Origin of the sequence: Tardiphaga sp. 862_B3_N4_1 (assembly GCF_051811085.1) — a bacterium.
GTDB lineage: Bacteria > Pseudomonadota > Alphaproteobacteria > Rhizobiales > Xanthobacteraceae > Tardiphaga > Tardiphaga robiniae.
In genome coordinates, this window is record NZ_JBPWQB010000001.1 from 1,122,910 (window position 1) to 1,148,374 (window position 25,465).

Annotated in this window: 21 protein-coding genes and 1 other RNA gene; 18 read left to right on the forward strand and 4 right to left on the reverse strand. The window is 63.2% G+C overall.

Features of this window, described 5'->3' with window-relative positions; translation table 11 throughout:
- Positions 1 to 314 precede the first annotated feature (314 nt).
- From AB8B02_RS05300 to AB8B02_RS05310, 3 genes are all read left to right on the forward strand, one after another.
- Positions 315 to 2,117 (forward strand): ABC transporter ATP-binding protein, encoded by a 1,803-nt coding sequence (locus AB8B02_RS05300; protein ID WP_439063334.1) that lies wholly within the window; start codon positions 315 to 317, stop codon positions 2,115 to 2,117.
- 207 nt (positions 2,118 to 2,324) lie between these two features.
- Positions 2,325 to 3,284 (forward strand): helix-turn-helix domain-containing protein, encoded by a 960-nt coding sequence (locus tag AB8B02_RS05305; RefSeq protein ID WP_439063335.1) that lies wholly within the window; start codon positions 2,325 to 2,327, stop codon positions 3,282 to 3,284.
- Between the two features lie 95 nt (positions 3,285 to 3,379).
- The gene (locus AB8B02_RS05310) at positions 3,380 to 4,108 is read left to right on the forward strand and encodes an alpha/beta hydrolase (protein WP_068732308.1); all 729 of its coding nucleotides are present in this window, start codon (positions 3,380 to 3,382) and stop codon (positions 4,106 to 4,108) included.
- A gap of 74 nt (positions 4,109 to 4,182) precedes the next feature.
- Here the strand turns inward: AB8B02_RS05310 and rnpB are convergent.
- Positions 4,183 to 4,667: RNase P RNA component class A (gene rnpB, locus AB8B02_RS05315), an RNA gene on the reverse strand.
- A 199-nt stretch (positions 4,668 to 4,866) separates the two neighbouring features.
- Here rnpB and AB8B02_RS05320 point away from each other — a divergent pair.
- Both AB8B02_RS05320 and AB8B02_RS05325 read left to right on the forward strand, forming a co-directional pair.
- The gene (locus AB8B02_RS05320) at positions 4,867 to 5,217 is read left to right on the forward strand and encodes a YciI family protein (protein ID WP_068732310.1); all 351 of its coding nucleotides are present in this window, start codon (positions 4,867 to 4,869) and stop codon (positions 5,215 to 5,217) included.
- A 4-nt stretch (positions 5,218 to 5,221) separates the two neighbouring features.
- Positions 5,222 to 6,481 (forward strand): RNA polymerase sigma factor, encoded by a 1,260-nt coding sequence (locus AB8B02_RS05325; RefSeq protein WP_439063336.1) that lies wholly within the window; start codon positions 5,222 to 5,224, stop codon positions 6,479 to 6,481.
- On the opposite strand, the gene AB8B02_RS05330 is transcribed toward AB8B02_RS05325, so the two are convergent.
- Positions 6,478 to 7,338, reverse strand: coding sequence for an N-acetylmuramoyl-L-alanine amidase (locus AB8B02_RS05330; RefSeq protein WP_439063337.1), 861 nt, complete (start codon positions 7,336 to 7,338; stop codon positions 6,478 to 6,480). The genes AB8B02_RS05325 and AB8B02_RS05330 overlap by 4 nt on opposite strands.
- A 512-nt stretch (positions 7,339 to 7,850) precedes the next feature.
- Here AB8B02_RS05330 and rsmH point away from each other — a divergent pair.
- The 10 genes from rsmH to AB8B02_RS05380 all read left to right on the forward strand — a co-directional run bounded on the left by rsmH (position 7,851) and on the right by AB8B02_RS05380 (position 20,154).
- Positions 7,851 to 8,846 carry a 16S rRNA (cytosine(1402)-N(4))-methyltransferase RsmH gene (rsmH, locus tag AB8B02_RS05335; RefSeq protein ID WP_439063338.1) on the forward strand — a complete coding sequence of 332 codons (996 nt, stop codon included), beginning with the start codon at positions 7,851 to 7,853 and terminating at the stop codon, positions 8,844 to 8,846.
- A 2-nt stretch (positions 8,847 to 8,848) separates the two neighbouring features.
- A complete protein-coding gene (ftsL, locus tag AB8B02_RS05340; protein ID WP_089267351.1) occupies positions 8,849 to 9,229 on the forward strand; it encodes a cell division protein FtsL in 381 nt (126 codons plus the stop codon).
- A complete protein-coding gene (locus tag AB8B02_RS05345; protein WP_231077580.1) occupies positions 9,226 to 10,989 on the forward strand; it encodes a peptidoglycan D,D-transpeptidase FtsI family protein in 1,764 nt (587 codons plus the stop codon). Before ftsL ends, AB8B02_RS05345 begins: the two co-directional genes overlap by 4 nt.
- Positions 10,990 to 11,082: 93 nt before the next feature.
- The gene (locus AB8B02_RS05350; RefSeq protein WP_439063339.1) at positions 11,083 to 12,540 is read left to right on the forward strand and encodes a UDP-N-acetylmuramoyl-L-alanyl-D-glutamate--2,6-diaminopimelate ligase; all 1,458 of its coding nucleotides are present in this window, start codon (positions 11,083 to 11,085) and stop codon (positions 12,538 to 12,540) included.
- The gene (locus AB8B02_RS05355; RefSeq protein ID WP_439063340.1) at positions 12,537 to 13,973 is read left to right on the forward strand and encodes a UDP-N-acetylmuramoylalanyl-D-glutamyl-2,6-diaminopimelate--D-alanyl-D-alanine ligase; all 1,437 of its coding nucleotides are present in this window, start codon (positions 12,537 to 12,539) and stop codon (positions 13,971 to 13,973) included. Before AB8B02_RS05350 ends, AB8B02_RS05355 begins: the two co-directional genes overlap by 4 nt.
- A 10-nt stretch (positions 13,974 to 13,983) precedes the next feature.
- Positions 13,984 to 15,066, forward strand: coding sequence for a phospho-N-acetylmuramoyl-pentapeptide-transferase (mraY, locus tag AB8B02_RS05360; protein ID WP_068732324.1), 1,083 nt, complete (start codon positions 13,984 to 13,986; stop codon positions 15,064 to 15,066).
- Positions 15,067 to 15,070: 4 nt separating this feature from the next.
- Positions 15,071 to 16,468, forward strand: coding sequence for a UDP-N-acetylmuramoyl-L-alanine--D-glutamate ligase (gene murD / locus AB8B02_RS05365; protein ID WP_439063341.1), 1,398 nt, complete (start codon positions 15,071 to 15,073; stop codon positions 16,466 to 16,468).
- 353 nt (positions 16,469 to 16,821) lie between these two features.
- Positions 16,822 to 17,970: a putative lipid II flippase FtsW gene (gene ftsW / locus AB8B02_RS05370; RefSeq protein ID WP_439063342.1), complete on the forward strand. Its 1,149-nt coding sequence runs from the start codon at positions 16,822 to 16,824 to the stop codon at positions 17,968 to 17,970.
- Positions 17,967 to 19,070: an undecaprenyldiphospho-muramoylpentapeptide beta-N-acetylglucosaminyltransferase gene (gene murG / locus AB8B02_RS05375; RefSeq protein ID WP_439063343.1), complete on the forward strand. Its 1,104-nt coding sequence runs from the start codon at positions 17,967 to 17,969 to the stop codon at positions 19,068 to 19,070. The genes ftsW and murG overlap by 4 nt, the downstream gene beginning before the upstream one ends.
- 79 nt (positions 19,071 to 19,149) lie before the next feature.
- Positions 19,150 to 20,154 carry a phosphotransferase gene (locus AB8B02_RS05380; RefSeq protein WP_439063344.1) on the forward strand — a complete coding sequence of 335 codons (1,005 nt, stop codon included), beginning with the start codon at positions 19,150 to 19,152 and terminating at the stop codon, positions 20,152 to 20,154.
- Between the two features lie 18 nt (positions 20,155 to 20,172).
- On the opposite strand, the gene AB8B02_RS05385 is transcribed toward AB8B02_RS05380, so the two are convergent.
- Complete coding sequence (locus AB8B02_RS05385; protein ID WP_439063345.1) at positions 20,173 to 21,075, reverse strand: LysR family transcriptional regulator; 903 nt, start codon at positions 21,073 to 21,075, stop codon at positions 20,173 to 20,175.
- A gap of 133 nt (positions 21,076 to 21,208) precedes the next feature.
- Here AB8B02_RS05385 and AB8B02_RS05390 point away from each other — a divergent pair, with 133 nt between their 5' ends.
- Positions 21,209 to 22,381 carry an MFS transporter gene (locus AB8B02_RS05390; protein ID WP_439063346.1) on the forward strand — a complete coding sequence of 391 codons (1,173 nt, stop codon included), beginning with the start codon at positions 21,209 to 21,211 and terminating at the stop codon, positions 22,379 to 22,381.
- Between the two features lie 183 nt (positions 22,382 to 22,564).
- Positions 22,565 to 23,968, forward strand: coding sequence for a UDP-N-acetylmuramate--L-alanine ligase (gene murC / locus AB8B02_RS05395; protein ID WP_068734093.1), 1,404 nt, complete (start codon positions 22,565 to 22,567; stop codon positions 23,966 to 23,968).
- Positions 23,969 to 24,032: 64 nt separating this feature from the next.
- On the opposite strand, the gene AB8B02_RS05400 is transcribed toward murC, so the two are convergent.
- Positions 24,033 to 24,368 carry a GIY-YIG nuclease family protein gene (locus tag AB8B02_RS05400; protein WP_120289047.1) on the reverse strand — a complete coding sequence of 112 codons (336 nt, stop codon included), beginning with the start codon at positions 24,366 to 24,368 and terminating at the stop codon, positions 24,033 to 24,035.
- 125 nt (positions 24,369 to 24,493) lie between these two features.
- Between AB8B02_RS05400 and murB the strand changes: the two genes are divergently transcribed.
- Entirely contained in the window at positions 24,494 to 25,414 is a 921-nt protein-coding gene (murB, locus tag AB8B02_RS05405) for a UDP-N-acetylmuramate dehydrogenase (protein ID WP_439064598.1), read from the forward strand.
- The last annotated feature ends 51 nt before the right edge of the window (positions 25,415 to 25,465 follow it).

The following is a 25,465-nucleotide window of genomic DNA, read 5'->3' on the forward strand; positions in this document are numbered from 1 at the left end:
AATCAGCGATTGAAGCCGGCCATCATGTTGCCAAAAGTCGCCGGCACATCTATAAAACTACCTTCCATTGCTCGAACCCGAGGGAGAGTCTGCATGAAGTCGATTGATCTGCTCTCCGGAATTCTCGGTTCGGTGCACGCATGCGGATTTATGCGGGCTCATTGAGCCCCGGTTCCGCCTCTGCCGGTCGGGCCTGATGTCCCGATCATCCTGATCTTTCCCGTTTCTGTACTTTTAGGACGCTCGCGCTCGGTCTGGCCGTTGCGCGTCAAACCATGGAGCCGGTCTGCGCAGGGGCGGTGCCGGATGAAGTCATGACTCTGAAATCGAAGGACCGCGCCGCCGCTATCCGCGTGGTGATCCCTTTCGTGATCCGGCATTGGTTCCGGCAGCCCGGACGGGCGGCGACGGTTGCCGTCGGTCTGCTCGGCGCAACGGTGGCCGATCTGTTCATGCCGCTGTTCTCCGGCCAGCTGGTTGATGCCGTCACCAAAGGTGGCGTCGATCCGGCGGCCCGGCAGGCGGCATTCACAGCCTTTGGCGCCATCGTGGCGCTTGGCGCGACGTCGATGCTGCTGCGGCTACTCGGCATCCACGCCATCGTTCCGTTCACGCTGCGCATCATGTCGGATCTGTCGCGCGAGGCATTCGCGCGCGTGCAGCGTTTCTCGACCGACTGGCACGCCAACAGCTTTGCGGGCTCCACGGTGCGCAAGGTCACGCGCGGAATGTGGGCGGTCGATCTGCTCAACGACACGCTGTTGATGGCGCTGCTGCCGTCGCTGGTGGTGTTGCTTGGCTCGATGCTGCTGCTCGGCTGGCACTGGCCGGCGCTGGGCGGTGTGATCGCTGTCGGTACGGTGGCCTATATCGCGATGACCGTGTGGTTCTCCACGCGTTACATCGCGCCGGCCGCGCGCGTGTCGAATGCATGGGACACCAAGGTTGGCGGTACGCTGGCGGATGCCCTGACCTGCAACGCCGTGGTGAAATCCTTCGGTGCGGAAAGCCGCGAGGACGATCGGCTGGGGCAGGTCGTCGGCCGCTGGCGCGTGCGCGTGGCGCGCACATGGTATCGCTACAACACCACGAGCACGGTGCAGCTCGCAGTGCTGCTCTGCGTGCGCACGGCGGTGATCGGCGGCGCGCTATGGCTGTGGCTGAACGGGCAGGCCACGGCGGGCGATGTCACCTATGTGCTGACGAGCTATGTCGTGATCCACGGCTATCTGCGTGATGTCGGCATGCACATCAACAACCTGCAGCGTTCGGTGAACGACATGGAGGAGCTTGTCGCGATTCATGATGTCGCGCTCGGCATCGCCGATGCTCCCGATGCCCAGCCGATTGCCATCACGGGCGGGCGCATCCTGTTCGATGATGTGACGTTCCACTATGGCGGTCATGCCACGCCGCTCTATGACGGCCTGTCGGTGGACATCCGCGCCGGCGAGCGCGTCGGTCTGGTCGGGCGTTCGGGCTCCGGCAAGACGACCTTCGTGAAGCTGATCCAGCGGCTCTACGATGTCTCGAGCGGTCGCATCATGATCGACGGCCAGAACATCGCCGAGGTCACGCAGGAGTCGCTGCGCAGCCGGATTGCGATTGTGCAGCAGGATCCGATCCTGTTTCACCGTTCGCTGGCCGACAACATCGCCTATGGCCGGCCCGGTGCCAGCATGGCGGCGATTGAACAGGCGGCGCGGCTGGCGAATGCGCATGACTTCATCACCCGGCTGCCGAAAGGTTACGGCACGCTGGTCGGTGAGCGCGGTGTGAAACTGTCGGGCGGCGAGCGGCAGCGTGTCGCGCTGGCGCGCGCATTCCTGGCGGATGCACCGGTGCTGATTCTGGACGAGGCGACATCGAGCCTTGATTCAGAGTCGGAGGCGTTGATCCAGGAGGCGATGGAGCGGCTGATGAAAGGCCGCACGTCGATCGTGATCGCGCATCGCCTGTCGACGGTGCGCAGCCTCGATCGCATTCTGGTGTTCGATCACGGGCACATCGCGGAAGAGGGCACCCATGCGACGCTCACAGCGCGACCGGGTGGCATCTATCGCGGCCTGTTCGAACGGCAGGTGCTGGATCTCGATCGCACCGCCGCCGCGGAATGATATCAGGAAGGAACGGGGGCCGCCGTTGGCCCTCGTTCGCATTTTGGCGCATGTCGTGAATGCGTTCGTCCCCGGTGGGCGAGCCGATCGTGGCGACACCCGCACGGCGACGCCCGTCGTCGCAAAATCGGATGTCGTTGACAGTTCCTGCTTTGCGCAACACTCTGTCGATCCTGCGACCAGTATAGACCGTATTGGGGCTCGACGATGGATTGCTCGCCGGACATTCAGACATGGTCGACTGCTCTCGTCGAGCCGGAACGACGGCTGGATTACTGGATTTCCGCTGTCTGCGAAGGCTTTCTGGAGATGGATATCGCCAGCCTCGCGCCCGCGAGCTTTGCGTCCGAACTACAACGCGGGCAGCTCGATGTGATTGGGGTCAATCAAGTTCGAGGCGATCCCCAGCATGTCTATCGCACCAGACGCGCCATCGCGCGCGGCCAGTCCAATTTTTACTATCTGCTTTGCAAGACCGACCGGAACTGGTCGGCCACGCAATCCGAGAGAACGGCGATGTTGCGCCCCCATGATCTTCTCCTGGTGGATTCGCGGCGCCCCTATGAATTTCATTTTCCGGTGACGTCGGACACGATTTCGCTGGAGCTGCCGATGGGATGGGTCGAGCGCTGGCTTACCGCGCCGGAGCAGCATCTTGGCCGGGTGATTGATGGACAGTCTGGCTGGGGACTGGCACTGAGCGGCTTCGTCCGGCAATGGTCACCGGAATTGGCCGTTCGCAGTCCGCTGCCGGCGCCCCTCCTCGTCGATCAATTAGGAGCCCTGCTGGCTCTGACACTGGAAGGCGATGTGACGCAGTCGCCAGCGGAGACGTCCGGCACGGCCGCGCTGATTGATCGGATTCGTCGCGCTCTGCGCGAACGCTATGCCGAGCCCGGCCTCACTGCAGCGTCGATTGCCACGCAACTGCAAATCTCGGAGCGCACGCTGCATCGCGGTCTCGCCAGCGCGTCCGTGACCTTTAGCGGGCTGCTCGCTGACTGCCGCATGTCAATGGCCCGCAAGATGCTGGCCGAGCCGCGCTTCGACCGTGTGAGTATCGGTGGCATCGGCCAGAAGGTCGGCCTGACGGATCCATCACACTTTATCCGCCAGTGCCGCAAATATCTGGGGGTGACACCCGGCGAGTTCAGGCGCCGACGATAGCCTGTGACGCAAATCGTCGATTAGGCTGGCACAATCCGGCCATCTGCCCGGCATGTCAGTGATTATGAATGTCCGGGAAACATCGGGAGGATTGCATGGCAGATCTATACGTCCTGGTTCACGGCGCCTGGCACACGGGACAGGAGATGGACGCGGTCGCCGGTCATCTGCGGGCGAGCGGGCATGTCGTTCATTGCCCGACGGTCGCTGGCAACAACGCGAATGACGACCGCAGCACAGTTGGGCTTGCGCAGGCTATCGCTTCGATCGCTGATTATATCGAGAAAGAAAATCTGCGGGACATACGCCTTGTCGGACACAGCTATGGCGGCATGGTGATTTCGGGCGTCGCGGACCGTATGGCAGAACGCATCAAGCGGCTGGTCTATGTCAACGCCTTCGTTCCGCTGGACGGACAGTCGCTCAACGACATGGTGCCGCCGCATTACCTTGGCCTGTTCGATTCCATCGCTGCCGCCAACAACAACGCGGTGATGCTGCCGTTCGAAATCTGGCGCGACGCTTTCATCAACGATGCCGATTTCGGACTGGCGAAGTCAGCCTATGAGCAACTCAATCCGCATCCCTACAAGACATTCACCGACAAGATTTCGCTGAGCAAGCCTCTCGCCGAACTTGCGGTCGGGAAATCCTACGTGAATTGTCAGCAGGACATTGCGCTGCCACACAGCCTGCCATGGCATCCCCGACTATCCGAACGTCTTGGTCTGTTTCGGCTGGTCGAATGTCCGGGTAGCCATGAAATGTTCTTCAGCAATCCTGCACGCCTCGCAGAGGCGATCATTCAGGCAGGACGGGACTGAAGCAGGTGTGGTCATCGGCGCCAAAACTGGCGAAGGGCCCGGCGTTTTGCGCCGGGCCCTTCGTTGTTCAGAAAGTTATCAGCCGGCCTGTAAGCCGGGTTCTGTAGGGCATCGCCGATTTGCACCGGCGATACGTGACGGCCATTCCTCTGGGACCATAGTTGCCTATGGCCTCAAGCAACCTACCCGGACAGCGAGCAAGACATTGCCCCGCAGTGTTATCGCTCAAGGTGAGCGAACTGACTGCTTTGCCGTCCCTATTCGGTTTTGCTCCCGGTGTGGTTTGCCATGCCGTTTCCGTTGCCGGATACGCGGTGCGCTCTTACCGCACCTTTTCACCCTTACCCGCCTTCGCAGCTTGCGCTGCTACGGCGTGGCAAGCCCGAAGGCTTGTCGCGCCGAAGTCCCGAAGGGACGTAGGAGGGCGGTTCGTTCTCTGTGGCACTTTCCCTGGGGTCGCCCCCGCCGGACGTTATCCGGCACCGTATGTCGATGGAGCCCGGACTTTCCTCTCCCGCAGCCTTTCGACCATAGCGGGAGCGGCCGTCCAGCCGACTGACGGCACAGGCATGGAGGCTCAGGGCCGTGGCGTCAAGCCAGGAACGCGCGCAGTCTTTGCCAAAATAAATTATCCTGAAGATGTCGTTCTGCTGCCGGTCCGTTCGACTGACCGCATGATCCCGGAAAGTGGCAACCAGTTTTCGGACCCGATCATGCCCATGTCACGGCGAATGCGCCGCTCAAGAGGAGAGAACGCAATGCAGTATCTGCTGATGATCTACCAGAACGAAGCCGAGTACGCGAAAATGGACGCCGCCACAGGCAAGAAGATGCTTGAGGAATATGGCGCGTTCACCCAGTCCATCGTCCAGAGCGGCAATTTTAAGGCCGGTGACCGGCTGCAACCGACGACCACAGCGACCACGGTGCAGGTGCGCGACGGCAAGATGCTCACCACCGATGGTCCGTTCGCCGAGACGCGCGAACAGCTCGCTGGTTACTATCTGGTTGACGCCAAGGATCTCGATGCCGCACTGGCGATTGCGGCGCGGATTCCCAGTGCGCGGGTCGGTTCAATCGAGGTGCGGCCGATCTGGGTCTATAACTGACACCATGACGCTGGCCGAAATCGACAGGATCTTTCGCAACGAGGCGGGTCGCGCGCTGGCGACGCTGATCCGCCTCGTCGGCGATTTCGATTTGGCTGAAGATGCGTTGCAGGATGCTTTCGCGGTTGCGCTTGAAAGATGGCCAACGGCTGAGCCGCCGGCAAATCCGCGCGCGTGGCTTGTCAATGTCGGCCGCAACAAGGCGATCGACCGTGTCAGGCGGCTGGTCTCGTTTCGCGGCAAGCAGCAACAGGTGACGCACGAGCTGTTGCTGAATGCGGGCACAGATGACGATCGCTGTGACGACGCCGTTCTCGACGACGACATGCTGCGGCTGATTTTCATCTGTTGCCATCCGGCTTTCGCCGTGGAGGTGCAGGTGATGCTGACGCTGCGAACCGTCTGTGGATTGAGTACCGCTCAGGTGGCACGGGCGTTTCTGATCGGCGAAGACGCCATGGCGCAGCGTCTGGTCCGAGCCAAACAGAAGATCCGCATCGCCGGAATTCCCTATGAAGTGCCTGTGCGAGATGCGCTCGAACAGCGCCTGCGCGGCGTGTTGGCCGTGATCTATCTGGTTTTCACCGAAGGCTACGTTGCCACATCAGGTGACGATCTGATGCGGCCGGACCTGGCGCGGGAAGCAATCCGGCTGGCTCGTTTGCTTGATGCGCTGATGCCGCAGCGCCGCGAGATCAAAGGCCTGCTGGCGCTGATGCTGCTGCACGACGCGCGCCGCTCCGGTCGTGCGACGGCAGATGGCGATATCGTGCTGCTGGAAGCGCAGGATCGGTCGCTGTGGGATCACCAACAGATTGTCGAGGGATTGCGGCTGGTCGAGGACGCGTTGCACGCTCCGGGCCGACCCGATGACTATGTGGTGCAGGCCGCGATCGCGGCGCTGCATGCGCAGGCGCCAAGCTATCAAGCCACCGACTGGCCGCAGATCGCCGGGCTCTACGAAGTCCTGCTGCGGATCAGGCCATCGCCGGTGATCGAGCTCAACCATGCCGCCGCGGTGGCGATGGTCGATGGTCCGCTGCGTGCCCTGAATCTGGTCGACGCATTGCAGGCGAGGGGCGGACTCGACGGCTACGATCTGCTGCCGGCCGTGCGTGCCGACCTGTTGCGCCGTCTTGGCCGGCGCGATGCCGCCCGCGATGCGTATCATCGGGCCAGTGCGGCCACACAACTTGAGCCATTGCGCCGGCTTTACGCGCGGCGATTGGCTGAGCTGGATCGGCAGGAGCCGGCGGAGGATTAGCGCGCGGCGATCGTCGTCTCCGCCGGCAGGCTGGTGAGCAGGGCCTGCAGCGTGGTCAGCGTCGAGTGATCCACGAGACCGTCGACGCGCTCGGGACGGAAATGGCGCTGGAAGGCGGTGACCACTTCCATGGTCGGAGCATTGTACTGGCCATCGGTCTCGATGCCGTAGCCATAGCGCGCCAATGCATGCTGCAGCGCCAGTACGTCGTCGCCTGCAGTGCCGAGTTTCATGGTTTCGCCGCGCACGATCGGCGCCGGCATCACCCAGTGGCCGACACCGGAATTGGCCAGCGAGTGCCACGGGAATTTCTCGCCGGGATCCTTCTTGCGCGAAGGCGAGACGTCGGAATGACCGAGCACGCGATGCGGCTGCAGGTCATGACGCAGCACGATGCCGCGGCATAGCGCGGTGACAGCGGCGATCTGCCGGCTCGGAAAATCCGGATAGCCCCAGTCATGACCGCGATTGATGATCTCGATGCCGATCGAGCAGGAATTGATGTCCTCTTCGCCGGCCCAGAAACCGACGCCGGCGTGCCAGGCCCGCTTGGCTTCCGGCACCGTCTGCACGATGCGGCCGTCCTCGAGCACGATGTAATGCGCAGAGACATCGGTGCCCGCGCTGCACAGGCGCGCGATCGCGCCTTCCGGATCGGGCATGCCGGTATAGTGCAGCACGATCATGTCGGGCACGAGGCCCTTGTTACGCTCACCGAAATTCGGCGACGGGATCACGTCGGAAACGACGGATGAATCCGGGGTAAAGGTCGGCATGTCCGCGGCGCCCTTGGGAATCGGGAGGGCGCGTTGACGCTTGGAGTCGGATCCAGCGGGTGCGGACGTAGGTGAAGCCATCAGAAAACTCAAATCAGTCACGAGAACAGCGGCACATATCGGTTGCGCCGCAGGCGCGTACTATCCCCGACCGGCACCTTGCTATGCAACGACTGCATGACAGTTTTGCCCCATTTTTATCCACTGTGGGCTTAAAGCATCAGCACTACGATGAAACCGGCACTTGCAATTGATCAACTGCTCTCCAACCCATCAACGCTTTCTTAACGCTAAGTGCCGTTACTGAGTGGTGAAGAGCCAACCTGAAAAGGGAGGCCAAAGTTCCATTTTGACGTTCAAATCCCATGGCAATCCCGACAAATCCATGCGGACGTCCGGCCTTTCCCGCGCCAAACGCGGGTGGTGCGTCGAATGGAACCCGCAATCGCGCGGCGACCTGGCTTTTCAGGAGGAAAAGCCAGGCGGCGCGCCGACAGTTGAGGCGACATGGGCCTGTTCGTGTCCAGTTTGATTTTGCGCCTCGATGCGAAGGAACGGAACGCGCTGTCTGCACGCCTCCGGCCGGCGCGCGCATGAGCACGCCCGATACAAGACATATCTCCGTTCTCGGCGTTGAAGCCGTCGACATGCTGAGCCCGCGCGCCGGTGGTATTTATGTCGATGCCACATTCGGCGCAGGCGGTTATTCCCGCGCCATTCTCGCGACCGAGGGAACCCGCGTCATCGCCATTGATCGCGACCGGACCGCCATCGCCGGTGGTTTCGATCTGGTCGACGCGTCTGACGGTCGTCTTACGTTGGTCGAGGATCGCTTCTCCAATCTCACCGATGTGTGTGCCGCCCAGGGCGAGCCGCTCGTCGATGGCGTCGTGATGGATGTCGGCGTCTCGTCGATGCAGATCGATCAGGCCGAACGCGGCTTCTCGTTTCGTTTCGACGGCCCGCTCGACATGCGCATGAGCCAGCACGGGCCGACCGCGGCCGATGTGGTGGCGAAGGCCTCCGAGGCGGATCTTGCCAATATCATCTATATCTTCGGCGAGGAGCGGCATTCCCGCTCCGTCGCGCGCGCGATCATTGCGGCGCGCAAGGAAGCGCCGATCGAGACGACGAAGCAGCTCGTCGATATCGTGCAGAAGGTCGTGTGGGCCAAGCCCGGCGAAATCCATCCGGCGACGCGCACGTTCCAGGCGCTGCGCATCTTCGTCAATGCAGAGCTCGACGAACTCCACACTGCGCTCGCCGCCGCCGAACGCGTGCTGAAGCTGGGCGGCCGGCTGTCGGTGGTCTCGTTCCATTCGCTGGAAGACCGCATCGTCAAGAATTTCATGACCGAGCGCAGCAAGACCGGCGGCGGTTCGCGGCATCTGCCCGAGGTCGCGCAATCCCGTCCGCGCTTCTCGCTCGTCAACAAGCGCCCGATCACTGCTGGCGACGAAGAACTCAAGGCCAATCCGCGCGCGCGCTCTGCGAAGCTGCGCGGCGCCGAGCGTACCGACGCGCCGGCACAGGATGCCGGCCCGTTGCCGGGCTGGCCGACGCTTGCCTCTGTGATGAGGGGAGGCTGACCATGCGGATCATCCACCTTCTCGTCATCGCCGTTCTCGTCTTCGCCGCCGCCTATGTCTATCGCATCAAGATGGAATCCACGGTGCGCACCGAGAAGGTGCTGCGCCTGCATGCCGATATTCGCGAACAGCGCGATGCGATCGCGTCGTTGCGCGCCGAATGGGCCAAGCTGGATGCGCCGATGCGGCTGCAGGGTCTGGCCGAACGTCATCTCAAGCTGCAGCCGGTGACGGCGCAGCAATTCGACACGATGAAGAATCTGCCGGATCGGCCGCCGAATTTTGCCAAGCCCGGTGAGCCAGATCCGATTGGCGCGATGATCCACACCATCGATCCGGATATCGTGACCGGCTCGTTGCCGGCGCCGGAGGATCCGCAGTGACAGGTCCGCAACTCGACCCGAACAAACCGATCACCCGGCCGCCGGAGCCCTGGCGCCAGCGTCTGATCCGCAGTCTGCTTTACGGGCGCAACGTTGATCGTGCGGCGAAGGCACGCGCGCGCGTCGGTCTTGCGATGATCGCGTTCGGCGGTGTGTACGGCATCATTGCCGTGCGTCTGATCATGTTTGCCGTCAACGGCGACACCCATGCCGAGCGCCGCTCCACGCGTGACGCCATCGCGACCGCACGTCCCGATATCGTCGACCGCAACGGCGCGATCCTGGCGACCGACGTGAAGTCACCATCGCTGTTCTCGGAGCCACGTCGCATCATCGACAAGGACGAAGCGGTCGAATTGCTCACTGGCGCATTGCCCGATCTCGACGGCGCCGAAGTGCGCGAGCGGATCATGAGCAAGAAGGGCTTTGCCTGGCTGAAGCGCGAGATCACGCCGCAGCAGCAGCGCGACATTCATCGCCTGGGCATTCCCGGTATCGGCTTCCTGCGCGAGAACAAGCGTGTCTATCCGAGCGGCGCGGCGGTCTCGCATCTGATCGGCCTGACCAATATCGACAATCAGGGCATTGCCGGCATCGAGAAATGGCTCGACAGCAATGGCCTCGCGGATCTGCATCGCGCGGGCTTCGCATCCGACCGTCTGCAGAAGCCGGTCGAACTCGCCGTCGACCTGCGCGTTGAACATGCGCTGCGTGACGAACTGCTCAAGGCCAAGGCGAAGTACAGCGCCAAGGCGGCGTCGGGGCTCGTCTCCAACGTGAAGACCGGCGAGATCGTCGCCATGGTCTCGTTGCCCGACTTCGATCCGAACAATCCGAAGGAAGCGCACGATCCCGACCGCATCAACCGCCTGACCACCGGCGTCTATGAAATGGGATCGACCTTCAAGACGCTGACGCTGGCGATGGCGCTGGACAGCGGCAAGGCCAATCTCAATACGATGTATGACGCGCGCTATCCGCTCAGCTACGGCAAGTTCAAGATCCACGACACCCATCCGGTGCCGCGTCCGATCTCGCTCACCGAAGTCTTCACTTTTTCGTCAAACGTCGGTGCTGCGAAGATCGCGCTCGGGCAGGGCGTCGAAGCGCACAAGGCGTTCCTGAAGAAGGTCGGCCAGCTCGATCGCCTGCGCACTGAATTGCCGGAAAGCGCGATGCCGATCGTGCCGAAACGCTGGGGTGAACTGAACACCATCACCATCGCATTCGGTCACGGCATGGCCGTGGCGCCGCTGCAGGCGGTGATGGGCGTCAATGCGATGATCAATGGCGGGCTGCTGATCCCGCCGACCTTCCTGAAGCGCACCGAAGAGGAAGCGCGGGAGATCGGCAAGCGCGTCATCAAGAAAGAGACCAGCGACAAGGTGCGTTACATGATGCGCCTGAATGCCGAGACCGGCTCGGCGCGGCAGGCGGAAGCCAGGGCCAAGGGTTACTATCTCGGCGGCAAGACCGGCACGGCCGAGAAGGTCGTCAACGGCCGCTATTCCAAGAAGCAGGTGCTGAATTCCTTTACCGCCGTGCTGCCGATGGACAACCCGCAATTCCAGGTTCTGGTGATGCTGGACGAGCCGAAGGCGCTGCCGGAAACCCATGGTTTCATCACCTCGGGCTGGAATGCGGTGCCGACGGGCGGCAACGTGATCGCCCGTATCGCGCCGCTTTTGGGGCTCGAGCCGCGCTTCGATCTGGCGCCGTCCGACCGCCTTATTCTTGCGACATCCAAGGTGACTCAGTAACGCCGCATCTGCGCTTTACAGCCGGTGCAAAATGCGGTTTGCGTGGCGTTGCGGAACCCGATGTGTCCCTCGATCTGGCCTGCCCGGAGCAGCATGAAACTACGCGATTTGTTCAACCCTGATGCCGTGATGGAGCAGTCCGCAAGGGACGTCACCGTCACCGGACTGGCTGTGGACAGCCGCGCAGTGAAACCGGGCGATCTGTTCTTTGCACTCGCCGGTGCGAAGACCGACGGTTCGCGTTTCATCGCACAGGCACTGGCGTCAGGTGCAGTCGCCGTCGCCGGTGCCCACAAGCCCGACGATCTGTCCGTACCCTTCGTGCGCACGCCCAATCCGCGCCTTGCGCTGGCTCTGGCCGCCGCCAAATTCTATCCGCGCCAGCCTGCGGTCATCGCCGCCGTCACGGGGACATCAGGCAAGACGTCGGTTGCGTCCTTTGCGCGCGAGATCTGGGGGCGCCTCGGATATGCCTCTGCAAGCATCGGCACCATCGGTCTCGTCTCGCCGAAGCGCACCGTCTATGGCTCGCTGACCACGCCGGATCCGATCTCGCTGCACCAACAGATCGACGAGATCACCGGCGAGGGCGTCACTCATCTCGCGCTCGAAGCGTCGTCCCATGGCCTCGATCAATTCAGGCTTGACGGTGTGCGGGTTTCTGCCGCCGGCTTCACCAACCTGTCGCGCGATCACATGGACTACCATCCGGACGTCGCGCATTATCTCAGTGCCAAGCTGCGGTTGTTCCTCAATCTGGTCGTGGACGGTGGCGTTGCCGTGATCGCGGCCGATCATGAGCATTCGCCGCAAGTGATCCATGCCGCACAGTCGCGCCACTTGCGTCTGATGAAAGTCGGCCGCAAAGGCGACGGCGTGGGCGAAGGTATTCGCCTTGTCGATGCCACGGTCGAAGGCTTCGCGCAGAAACTCACGCTTGAGCATCGCGGCAAGAGCCATCAGATCAAGCTGCCACTGGTCGGTGAATTCCAGATCGAGAACGCGCTTGTTGCGGCCGGTCTTGTGATCGGTACCGGCGGTGATGTCGATCAGACCTTCGCCGCGCTCGAACATCTCGAAGGCGCCAAGGGGCGGCTCGAGCAGGTTGGCACTCACAATGGCGCGCCGGTGTTCGTCGATTACGCACACAAGCCGGATGCACTGGCGAAGGCACTGCAGGCGCTGCGTCCTTACGCAAAGCGCAAGCTCGTCGTGGTGTTCGGCGCCGGCGGTGATCGCGATGCCGGCAAGCGGCCGCTGATGGGCGAGATTGCCGCCGAGAATGCCGACAGCGTGATCGTCACCGATGACAATCCGCGCAGCGAGAATCCAGCGACTATCCGCGCAGCCATTCTGGCCGCTGCGAAAGGCGCCATCGAAATCGGTGATCGCGCCGAAGCCATTCGCGTGGCCGTCGAGGGTCTGCAGCCCGGCGATGCCCTATTGATCGCCGGCAAGGGCCACGAGACCGGACAGATCGTCGGTACCCGCACATTGCCTTTCAGCGATCACGAGGCCGCCGCAGCGGCGCTTGCCAAGAGGACTGCATGAGCGAGTTTCTTTGGACATCGGCCGCGATGGCCGACGCGATGCACGCCACGGTGCAGGGCGCGCTGCCGGCGGGTATCACGGGCATCTCCATCGATACCCGCACCATCAAATCCGGCGAGGCCTATTTCGCGATCAAGGGCGACGTGCATGACGGCCACGCCTTCGTCGAGGCCGCGCTGAAAGCTGGCGCAGGATTGGCCGTCGTCGAAACCGCGCAGCGCGACAAGTTTCCCGCCGATGCGCGCCTGCTGGTGGTCGACGACGTGCTCGCAGCGCTCGTCGAACTCGGCATCGCCTCGCGTGCACGTCTGAAAGCGCCGATCATTGCGATCACCGGCTCGGTCGGCAAGACCTCGACCAAGGAAGCGCTACGCCGCGTGCTGGAAGCGCAGGGCAAGACCCATGCCTCGGTCGCGTCGTTCAACAATCACTGGGGCGTGCCGCTGACGCTGGCGCGCTGCCCGGCGGACGTGCGCTTTGCGATCTTCGAAATCGGCATGAACCACGCCGGCGAAATCGAGACGCTGGTGAAGATGGTGCGACCGCATTTCGCCGTCATCACCACCGTCGAGCCGGTGCATCTGGAATTCTTCGCTGGCGTCGAAGCCATTGCCGACGCCAAGGCCGAAATCTTTTCGGGGCTTGAACCCGATGGCGTCGCGATCCTCAACCGCGACAATGCGCAATTCGCGCGGTTGCAGAAGAGCGCCAAGAAGGCCGGCGTCTCGCGTGTCGTCTCGTTCGGTGCCGACCAGAAGGCTGAGGCGCGGCTGATCGACGTGGCGTTGCATCCGACCTGCTCGGCCGTGCATGCCAATATCCTCGGCCATGACGTCACCTACAAGCTCGGTATGCCCGGCCGCCACATGGCGATGAATTCGCTGGCGGTGCTGGCGGCAGCGTCGCTGATGGGGGCCGATCTGGCGCATGCCGCGCTGACGCTGTCGCAGGTCGTGCCCGCTGCGGGCCGCGGCGTCCGCCATGTGCTCGAAGTGTCAGGCGGCGAGGCGACGCTGATCGACGAGAGCTACAATGCCAATCCGGCTTCGATGGCGGCAGCCATCAATGTGCTTGGCGCAGCAGCCATCGGGCCAAAGGGGCGCCGCATCGCGGTGCTGGGCGACATGCTCGAACTCGGCGCCGATGGCGCGAAACTTCATGCCGGGTTGCTGGATGCGGTGCAGTCCAACGGCATCGATCTGGTATTTTGCTGTGGTCCCCTGATGCGCAACCTTTGGGATGCCCTTTCCACGGGCAAGCGGGGCGGCTATGCCGGGGATGCGGCGGCGCTCGAATCGCAGGTGCTGGCCGCGATCCGCGCCGGTGACGCCATCATGGTCAAGGGCTCGCTCGGCTCGAAGATGAAACCGATTGTCTCCGCGCTCGAAAAGCGCTTTCCCGGCAACGCCGCGCTCGACGACGCCGCGGTATAGGGCGGACTGAATGTTCTACTGGCTGATCGATTTTGCGGGCACCGTGCCGGTGTTCAACGTGTTCCGCTACATCACCTTTCGCACCGGCGGCGCAGTGGTCACCGGCGCACTGTTCGTATTCCTGTTCGGACCCTGGATCATCGACAATCTGCGTTTGCGCCAGGGCAAGGGTCAGCCGATCCGCACCGACGGCCCGCAGTCGCATCTGGTCAAGGTGGGCACGCCGACCATGGGCGGGCTGATGATCCTGTCTGGCCTCGTGGTCTCCACGCTACTCTGGGCCAATCCGCGCAATCCCTATGTCTGGATCGTGCTGGCGGTCACCCTCGGCTTCGGCTTCGTCGGCTTCTATGATGATTATCTCAAGGTCACCAAGCAGAGCCATAAAGGATTCGCCGGTCGCACGCGTCTGCTGATCGAATTTATCATTGCGGGCGCCGCCTGTTTCGCCTTCGTCAAGCTCGGCCGCGATCCGCTGTCGTCCTCGCTGGTGATCCCGTTCCTCAAGGACGTGATCGTGAATTTCGGCTGGTTCTTTGTGCTGTTCGGCGCCTTCATCGTCGTTGGCGCTGGCAATGCCGTGAACCTCACCGACGGCCTCGATGGTCTGGCCATCGTGCCTGTCATGATCGCGTCGGCCTCGTTCGGCATGATCGCCTATCTCGCCGGCAATGCGGTGTTCTCTGATTACCTGCAGATCAACTACGTTGCGGGGACCGGCGAACTCGCTGTGCTCTGCGGCGCGGTGCTCGGGGCAGGGCTTGGCTTCCTCTGGTTCAATGCGCCGCCGGCCTCGATCTTCATGGGCGATACCGGCTCGCTGGCGCTGGGCGGTATGCTCGGCTCCATCGCGGTGGCCGTGAAGCACGAGATCGTGCTCGCCGTGATCGGCGGATTGTTCGTGCTGGAAGCCGTGTCGGTCATCGTGCAGGTCACCTCGTTCAAGCTCACCGGCAAGCGCGTGTTCCGCATGGCGCCGATCCATCACCATTTCGAACAGAAGGGCTGGACCGAGCCGCAGATCGTCATTCGCTTCTGGATCATCTCGGTGATGCTGGCGCTGGTCGGCCTCTCCACGCTGAAGCTGCGGTGAGATCGTGATCCCGGTCACATCCTTCGCCGGCAAGACCGTCGCCGTGTTCGGGCTCGGCGGCTCCGGCCTTGCGTCTTGTCACGCGCTGCAGGCGGGCGGCGCCGAAGTCATCGCCTGTGACGACAGCATCGACAGAATGGTCCAGGCCACGCAGGCCGGTTTCATCACTGCCGATCTGCGCACGGTGGCATGGGGCAGTTTTGCGGCTCTGATCCTGACGCCCGGTGTGCCGCTGACGCATCCGGCGCCGCATTGGACAGTCGTCGCTGCGAAAGCAGCCGGCGTCGAGGTCATCGGCGACATCGAACTGTTCTGCCGCGAGCGCAAGTTCCATGCACCCGATGCGCCCTTCGTTGCCATTACCGGCACCAATGGCAAATCGACGACGACGGCGCTCGTTGCGCATCTGATGCGCGAGGCGGGTTTCGATACGCAGATGGGCGGCAATATCGGTACCGCGATCCTGTCGCTCGAGCCACCGCGCGCCGGCCGTGTTCATGTGATCGAGATGTCGTCCTATCAGATCGATCTCACGCCCTCGCTCGATCCGTCCGTCGGCATCCTGCTCAACGTCACGCCCGATCATATCGATCGTCACGGCACGCTGGCGCATTACGCTGCGGTGAAGGAGCGTCTCGTTGCCGGTGTGCAGGCGGCCGGCACCGCCATCATCGGCGTCGACGACGATTGGTGCAGCAAGGCCGCTGATCGCATCGAACAATCCGGCAAGCGCGTGGTGCGCGTCTCCGTCGAACATCCGCTGGCCGATGGCCTCACCATCAAGGGCAGCACCATCGTGCGCAATGCCGGCGGCGCGCAGAGCGATGTCGTCGATATCGCTGGTATCGGCTCGCTGCGCGGATTGCATAATGCGCAGAACGCCGCCTGTGCCTCGGCCGCAGCGCTGGCGCTCGGCGTCAGCCCGGCCGTGCTGCAGAAGGGCCTGCGCAGCTTTCCCGGTCTTGCCCATCGCATGGAGCAGGTCGGGCGTCAGGGCACGACGTTGTTTGTCAACGACTCCAAGGGCACCAATGCCGACGCCGCTGCCAAGGCGCTGTCGTCCTTCAACGACATCTTCTGGATCGCCGGTGGCAAGCAGAAGGAGGGCGGCATCACCTCGCTCGCCGAATTCTTCCCGCGCATCCGCGGCGCCTATTTGATCGGCGAGGCGGCGAGCGACTTCGCGCAGACGCTGGACGGCAAGGTGCCGTATGAGATCAGCGTCAGTCTCGACGTCGCGGTCGCCAATGCCGCGCGCGATGCCGCCGAAGCCGGGCTGACAGAGCCGGTCGTGCTGCTGTCACCCGCCTGCGCCTCATTCGACCAGTTCCGCAATTTCGAGATCCGCGGCGACCGGTTTCGCGAACTGGTGCTGGCGTTGGATGGGATGAGGGCGGTTTAGTTTTCTTTACCTCTCCCCGCATAGCGGGGAGAGGTCGGATCGCTGCGAAGCGAAGCTTCGTTGCGATCCGGGTGAGGGGCAGGGCACTGACTCTCCACAACTGAGAACTCACGGATCCCTCAGATCTCTCTCGTGCGGAAACGTTGCTGGCCGACCCGATGGTGCTTCGATGGCGCGTGTCCCGTGCCTTGCCCCTCACCCGAAATCCTCGCTTCGCTCCGATTTCGACCTCTCCCCGCAAACGCGGGGAGAGGTAAGCCAGCCCCATTCCCTCCAAATTTTCACAATCCATTAACTGTCTGGCAACCACGATGGCCCATCGATAGGAGTTCATCGACCCGCAGGACGCGCTTATGATCTCTCGCGAACAACGCACGCCGCTCAGCGAATGGTGGTGGACCGTGGACCGCCTGCTGCTGGCGGCGATCATCGCGCTGATGCTGGCCGGGGTGATCCTGTCGCTGGCGGCCTCGCCGCCGGTGGCGACCCGCATCGGGCTTGATCCGTTCCACTTCTTCAACCGGCACATCCTGTTCCTGGTGCCGTCGATTATCGTGCTGATCGGCGTGTCCTTCATGACGCCGCGGCAGATCCGCCGCTCGGCCCTTGTCGTGTTCGCGATCTCCATCGTGCTGATCCTGGCGACCTTGCTGATCGGGCCGGAGGTGAAGGGCGCCAAGCGCTGGATCACCATGCTTGGCATCAATATCCAGGCATCGGAATCCGCCAAGCCGGCATTCGTGGTCATCGCCGCCTGGCTGTTCTCGGAATCCGCGCGCAAGCCGGAAATGCCGGCGACCTCCATGGCCATCGTCCTGCTGATGATGCTGGTGTCGCTGCTGGTGATGCAGCCTGACTTCGGCCAGACCATGCTGATCCTGATGGCCTGGGGTTCGCTGTTCTTCATCGCCGGCATGCGCATGGTCTGGGTATTCGGCCTCGGCGCCACCGCGGCAGGTGGACTCTTGATGGCTTATTTCCTGGTGCCGCACGTCGCCGGCCGTATCAAACGCTTTATGGATCCCGCCTCGGGCGACACGTTCCAGGTCGATACCGCGATGGAAGCTTTTTCGAATGGCGGCTGGTTTGGCCTCGGGCCGGGCGAGGGCATTGCCAAGCGCAGCCTGCCGGACAGCCACACCGACTTCGTCTTCGCCGTCGGCGCCGAGGAGTTCGGCATCCTGTTGTGTCTCGCGGTGCTCAGCCTGTTCGCCTTCATCGTGATCCGCGCGATGTCGCGCGCCTACGCCACCGAAGATCTGTTCTCGCGCTTCGCTGCCTCGGGTCTCGCGATCCTGTTTGGCGTGCAGGCGGCGATCAACATGGCGGTCAACCTGCATCTCATCCCCGCCAAGGGCATGACGCTGCCCTTCATCTCCTATGGCGGCTCGTCGATGATCTCGCTGGCTTATAGCGTCGGCATGCTGCTCGCTTTGACGCGGATGCGCCCGCGCACCGAAGTCGAGGCGATCGACGCCCACGTCGCGCGCACTTACGCGTGATGAGCACCGCGCCCCTCATATTGCTGGCGGCGGGCGGCACCGGCGGACATCTGTTTCCGGCGGAAGCGCTCGGCGTCGCGCTGATGAAGCGCGGGCTGCGCGTCCGGCTCGTCACCGATGCGCGGGCGCTGAAATATAGCGGGCTGTTTTCGCGCGAGATGATCGATGTGGTGCCGAGCGAGACGGTGCGCTCCCGCAATCCCATCTCGCTGGCACGCACCGCGATCATGCTCGCTGCTGGCACCGCGATGGCGCTGAACCTGATGCGCAGCCTGAAGCCCGCAGCGGTAATCGGCTTCGGTGGCTATCCGACTGTGCCGCCACTGTTTGCCGCGCGTCTGTTCGGCATTCCCACCCTCATTCACGATTCTAACGCCGTCATGGGCCGCGCCAACCGCATGCTGTCCGGCAAGGTCAGCGCGATCGCGACGTCGTTGCCCGGTGTGCTCGACCGCGATCCCGAATTGTCGAAGAAGACCACCACCACGGGCACGCCGATGCGCCCGGCGATCCTCGCCGCTGCTGCCGTCCCCTATGCCGCGCCGGATCTCACCGGGCCATTCCGCTTGCTCGTCGTCGGCGGCAGCCAGGGCGCGCGCATCATGGCCGATATCGTGCCGCCGGCGATCGAGCGTCTCGAACCGGCGCTGTGGAATCGCCTCGTGCTGACGCAACAGGTGCGCGACGAAGACATGAGCCGCGTGCGTGCCGTTTACGACAAGCTCAAGATCAAGGCCGAACTCGCGCCGTTCTTCAGCGATCTCCCCGCGCGTCTCGCGTCAGCCCAACTGGTGATCTCGCGCTCCGGTGCGGGCACCGTCGCTGAACTCGGGGCCATCGGGCGGCCGTCCATTCTGGTGCCGCTGCCCGGTGCGCTCGATCAGGATCAGTTCGCCAATGCCGGTGTGCTTGCGGACGCCGGTGGCGCGCTTCGCATCGCGCAGAGTGATTTCACGCCGGATCGTCTGGCTGCTGAAATCTCGGCGCTGGCCGGCGAGCCGTCGCGGTTGACCGCGATGGCCGCAGGCGCGCGCAAGGTCGGCAAGCTCGATGCAGCAGAGCGGCTGGCGGATCTGGTTGCCAAGGTCGCGAAGATTTAGGTCATCGGTTCTGCTACACGTCGTCCCTACGCGGTTCGCCGGGGGGACAATGAGCGGAGAGCATCTTTCTGATATTCCGATGACGCACCGCGAGATCGCGCAGGCTGCGCTCAGGGCGACCGTCGGTTCTGCAACCATCGATTCCATCCGGCCGATTCCGGGTGGCGTCTCGGGCGCGCTCGTCTATCGAGTAGCCGCCGGCGATCGCCGCTACGTATTGCGCATGGAGGGGGCCGCAAGTCCGCTGCGTAATCCGCACCAATATACGTCGATGCGCATCGCCGCACAGGCAGGGATCGCGCCGCGGCTGCACTATGTGGATGAGACCGCACGTGTCGCGGTGATGGACTTCATCGTCGAACAGCCTCTGCAGTCCTATCCCGGCGGTCCCCACGCTTTGGCGCAGGCGCTGGGAGGAATGCTGCGGCGCCTGCAGGGCACGCCAAGGTTCGGGCGCTTCGTCGATTATCCGGATATTACCGCCCGGCTGTGGGCCCATGTCTGCCGCACAAACCTGTTTGCGCCCGGCGTGCTCGATGCCCACACGCAGCGTCTGGCAGACCTCCGTAGCGCCTATACGTGGAATAGCGACGAGGCGGTTTCCAGCCACAACGATATCCTGCCGCGCAACCTTCTGTTCGATGGCGAGCGTCTGTGGCTGGTCGATTGGGAGTCGGCCTATTGCAACGATCCCGTCGTCGACATGGCGACCATGCTCGATAATTTTGCGCCGTCACCTGAACTCGAAGAGGTGCTTTTGCAGGCATGGCTCGGTCACCCGCCCGATCGCAGCTTGCGCGATCGCCTCGAACTGATGCGCGCGCTCACCCGTCTGTTTTATGCGGGCGTCCAGTTCAGCGCCGTAGCGACCGCGTCGCGCTCGGTGCCGGACACGGATCTCTCGGCTCCTACACTTGCGGAATTCCAGCAGGCCTTGCGCGATGGGCGGCTGGCGCCCGACGCGTTGGAGACCAGGCATCTGCTTGGAAAGATGTATCTCGCTGCATTTTTCACGGGCGAGAAACCGCCGGGGCTGCCTCCGCCGATCAGTGCCTTTCAAGTAATGGGCATAGCGGAGGCGTGATGACGAGGTGCTGGAACGCTACAGCCTCACGGTCTCCACCAGGTAATCCAGAAACGCCCGCACGCGCGCCGGCAACTGTCCGCCATGGCCGACGAATACGGCGTGGATCGGTTCGATGTCGCCGGGATTGAACGCTTCGAGCACCGGCACAAGACGTCCGGCTGCGATGTCGGCTTCGACATGAAAACGCGCCAGCCGCGCAAGGCCCATGCCGGCGACGGCGAGGTGCTGCATCGCTTCGCCGTCGCTGACGAGGGCATTGCCTGACGGCATGACGGCGACTGTCTCGCCGCCGATTTTGAACGGCCAGCCGTTCTCCCACTTGGCGAAGCCGAAGCGCAACAGATTGTGATGTGCGAGATCGTCCGGCGTTTTGGGTGTGCCGCGCTCTTTGAGATAGCCGGGCGAGGCGACCACGACCATCCGGCTCTCGCCGAGTTTGCGCGCCAGCAGCCGTGACTCGCGCATCAAGCCAACGCGAATGGCGACATCGGCGCGCTCTTCCAGGAGATCCACCACGAGATCCGTCAGAACGACCTCGACCTTGATGTCCGGATAGCGCTTCGCAAAATCGGGGAGCAGCGGCAGCAGGAGACGCAGGCCGAAGGGCACGCTGGTATTGACGCGCAGCAGGCCGCTCGGTGTGGCGCCGATGGCGGCCTCGCGTTCGGCTGCGCTGATCTCGTCGAGAATGCGTAAGGCGCGCTCATAGAAAGTGCTGCCTTCCGGCGTGAGCTGAAGCTTGCGCGTCGAGCGGTTGATGAGCCGCACGCCGAGCCGTGCCTCCAGTCGCGCCACCAGTTTGCTGACGGCAGAGGGGGTCATTCGGAAGGCCCGCGCCGCGGTCGAAAAACCGCCGAGCTCGACCACGCGGGTGAACACTTCCATCTCGCCGGAGCGGTTGACGTCCAGTCGTGACATCTGGCCGTAATTCGTTGAGTGAATTCAATTCACAAATATTGTTCCTATGCCACGTCTATCTCATCAATGTCAGGAGGTCCACATCTCCCGTCATCGGGCAATTGGCCCGCTTCACCCACGGGACACCACGTTCATGCCTCTTGCACTCTACGCGCTTACCGCCGGCGCCTTCGGAATTGGCGTCACCGAATTCGTCATCATGGGTCTTCTCATCGAGGTCGGCGGCGACCTCGGCGTGTCGATCCCGGCCGCGGGTCTGCTGATCTCGGGCTATGCGCTGGGTGTCGTGCTCGGCGCCCCGATCATGACCATCGCCACCAGTCGCTGGCCGCGCAAAACCGTGCTGCTGGTGCTGATGGGCATCTTCACGCTGGGCAATCTCGCTTGCGCCCTGGCGCCGGACTACTGGAGCCTGATGGCGGCACGCGTGCTGACGGCTTTCGCGCATGGCACGTTCTTTGGCGTCGGCTCGGTGGTGGCGACGAGCCTCGTGCCCGAGAACAAGAAGGCGTCGGCGATCTCCATCATGTTCGCCGGCCTGACGGTGGCGACCATTCTCGGCGTGCCGTTCGGGACGTGGCTCGGGCAGGGCTATGGCTGGCGCGCGACCTTCTACGCGGTGACGCTGGTGGGAATGGTTGCGATGGCCGCAGTGGCGCTGCTGGTGCCACCGGTCAAGGCGCCGGAAGAACACAGCAAGCTGTCCGACGATCTCGCAGTGCTGGCGCGGCCTCAGGTGCTGCTCGGCCTGCTCACAACAATTTTGGGCTGGATCGGCATCTTCGCGCTGTTCACTTATGTCGCGCCGGTCCTGACGAAGATTTCTGGCTTCTCCGATGCGGCCGTGTCGCCGATCCTGCTGGTGTTCGGCGCGGGCGCCATCGTCGGCAATCTGGCCGGCGGACGTCTTGCCGATCGCTGGCCGGCGGGCAGCGTGTTCGGCAGCCTGCTGGCCCTGGCGGTGACGCTCGTGCTGATCACCTTCGCCGCGCATAATCAGGTCGCCGTCATCATCGCTATCGCGCTGCTGGGTGCCACGGCCTTCGCCACCGCGTCGCCCTTGCAGATGGCGGTGCTACGCAAGGCCGAGGGCGCCGGCCAGAGTCTCGCGTCGAGCTTCAACATTGCCGCGTTCAATCTCGGCAATGCCATTGGCGCGTGGCTTGGCGGCGCGGTGATTGCGCATGGCGGTCTGAGCGCGGTGCCATGGGTCGCGGCGCTCGCTCCGCTGGCTGGGGTCGCTGTGGCGCTCATTGCCAATCGTGCGGATCGCGCACCGGCGCCGGTTCCCGCGCCGGCGGAATAGGGTGCTCAAGGCGGATTCGCCTGATCCGCAAGCCAAATTTCCGTCTTTTTCGTCATGGCCGGGCTTGTCCCGGCCATCCACGTCTGTTTGAAGGAGTCATCTGCTCGAACGAGCTTGGATGCCCGGACGTCCAGCGAAGCTCGCTTCGCGCTGCCCGGACATGATGGAACATAGAGACGCCCCATGAGACTGCCGCGCGAAATCGGACCCATTCACTTTGTCGGTATCGGCGGCATCGGCATGAGCGGCATCGCCGAGGTGCTGTGCAATCTCGGCTACACCGTGCAGGGCTCGGACGCTTCCGAAAGTGCCAATGTCAATCGTCTGCGCGAAAAAGGCATCACCATCCATGTCGGCCACAAGGCCGATAACGTGTCGGGCGCCGACGTGCTCGTCGTCTCCACGGCGATCAAGCGCGACAATCCGGAACTGATGGCCGCGCGCGCGCAGCGCATTCCGGTGGTGCGCCGCGCCGAGATGCTCGCCGAGCTGATGCGCTTGAAGAGCTGCGTGGCCATCGCCGGCACCCATGGCAAGACCACGACGACCTCGATGGTAGCCGCATTGCTCGATGCCGGCGAACTCGATCCCACCGTCATCAATGGTGGCATCATCAATGCCTATGGCACCAATGCGCGGCTCGGCGCCGGTGAATGGATGGTGGTGGAGGCCGACGAGAGCGACGGCACCTTTCTGAAGCTGCCGGCCGATGTCGCCATCGTCACCAATGTGGATCCCGAACATCTCGATCACTTCAAGACCTTCGATGCCGTGCAGGATGCGTTCCGCCACTTTGTCGAGAACGTGCCGTTCTACGGCTTCGCTGTCATGTGCATCGATCACCCCGTGGTGCAGAGCATCGTCGGCAAGATCGAGGATCGCCGCATCATCACTTACGGGCAGAACCCGCAGGCCGATGCGCGGCTCGTTGACCTCAAGCCCGCCAATGGCGGCTCGTCCTTCAAGGTAGCGTTCCGCGATCGCAAGGCCGGCACTGCGCATGAGATCGATAATCTGCTGCTGCCGATGCCGGGTCGTCACAACGCACTGAATGCCACGGCGGCGATTGCCGTCGCGCATGAACTCGGCATGTCCGATGAGGCGATCCGCAAGGCCATCGCCGGCTTCGGCGGTGTCAAGCGCCGCTTCACCAAGACCGGCGAGTGGAACGGCGTCACCATCATCGACGACTACGGCCATCATCCCGTGGAGATTTCCGCCGTGCTGCGTGCCGCGCGTGAAAGCACCGCGGGCAAGGTCATCGCCGTGGTGCAGCCGCATCGCTACACGCGCCTGCAGTCGCTGTTTGAGGAATTCTGCACCTGCTTTAACGACGCCGACACCGTGATCGTCGCCGACGTCTATCCCGCCGGCGAAGCGCCGATCGAGGGCATCGATCGCGACAATTTCGTGCTCGGCCTGCGCGCCCACGGCCATCGCGAGGTGATCCCGCTGCAGGAGTCGGCGGCGCTTGCTGGTCTTGTCGCAGGCGTAGCGAAGTCGGGCGATACGGTCGTGTGTCTCGGTGCCGGCAACATCACGCAATGGGCTTACGCATTGCCGGGCGAATTGAAGGCGCTGGGGTGACTTGATGGGGCATACGCTGCAGAAGAGTTCGTCATGGCCGGGCTTGTCCCGGCCATCCACGTCTTTACTGCGTGATGAGAGGATACAGGTCGTCCCAGTTCGGATTGTCGATCATGATCTTCCGAACCTTCCACGCCCGCGGCCAGTGCTTGATGTTATGCTCGCGCTGAATGGCGTCGCGGATGTCCTCGAAGCGCTCGAAATACACGAGCAGCTTGAGATCGTACCGCTTGGTAAAGCCATCGACGAAGCCGGATCTGTGTTCGTGGACGCGGCGCACGAGATCGTTGGTCACCCCGACATACAGGATGCCATTCGGCCGATTGGTCATGAAGTACACGTAACCACCTGCCATGTTGATAGCTCGAAAGGCGTGGATGGCCGGGACAAGCCCGGCCATGACGGAGTTACATTTTCGCCTTATCACATTTGCGAGCGCTCCGCCCTTTTTAGTAGTAGTCTTCACTCTCTCTCGTCATGGCCGGGCTTGTTCCGGCCATCCATGTCTTCTTCCTGCGCAATAACATGACCTTCCCCGACATCACCCCCCAACTCAAATCCGCGATGCCCGATCTGCGCGGGCGTCTGCTCGCGAACGAGTCCCTCGCGCCGCTGACATGGTTTCGCGTCGGTGGTCCCGCGCAGGTGTTGTTCACGCCAGCCGACGAAGACGATCTCGCTTACTTCCTGTTGAAGCTGCCGAGCGATATTCCGGTCACCGTCGTCGGCGTCGGCTCCAATCTCATCGTGCGCGATGGCGGCATCAAAGGTGTCGTCATTCGCCTGAGCCCACGCGGCTTCGGTGCAGTATCAGCCGATGGCGACATCGTCAGCGCGGGCACCGCCGCGCTCGACAAGCGCGTGGCGGAGACGGCGGCAGCGGCGAATGTTGGCGGGCTGGAATTCTACTTCGGCATTCCCGGCTCCATCGGCGGCGCGCTGCGGATGAATGCCGGCGCCAATGGCGACGAGACCAAGGATGTACTGATCGAAGCAACCGGCATCGGCCGCGATGGCACGAAGCACGTCTTCGATAATGCCGGCATGCAATTCGTCTATCGCAATTCCGGCGTCTCACCGTCGATCATTTTCACGTCAGCAAAGTTTCGCGGGACGATCACCGATTCCGCCGCGATCCGCGCGCGGATGGACGAGGTGCAGGCGCATCGCGAGACCGCGCAGCCGATCCGTGAGAAGACCGGTGGCTCCACGTTCAAGAACCCGCCCGGTCATTCGGCCTGGAAGCTGGTCGATGCCGCCGGCTGCCGCGGTTTGCGTGTCGGCGGGGCGCAGGTGTCGGAAATGCACTGCAATTTCCTGATCAACACCGGCGATGCCACGGCGAGCGATATCGAAACGCTCGGCGAGACAGTGCGCGCGCGCGTTCTGGCGCAGTCGGGCATCGACCTGCACTGGGAAATTAAGCGGATCGGCGTCGCGCCGTAATACTATTTGTCTGATACATTTCCTTGACGCGAACCGGCACCGCTTCGCTCG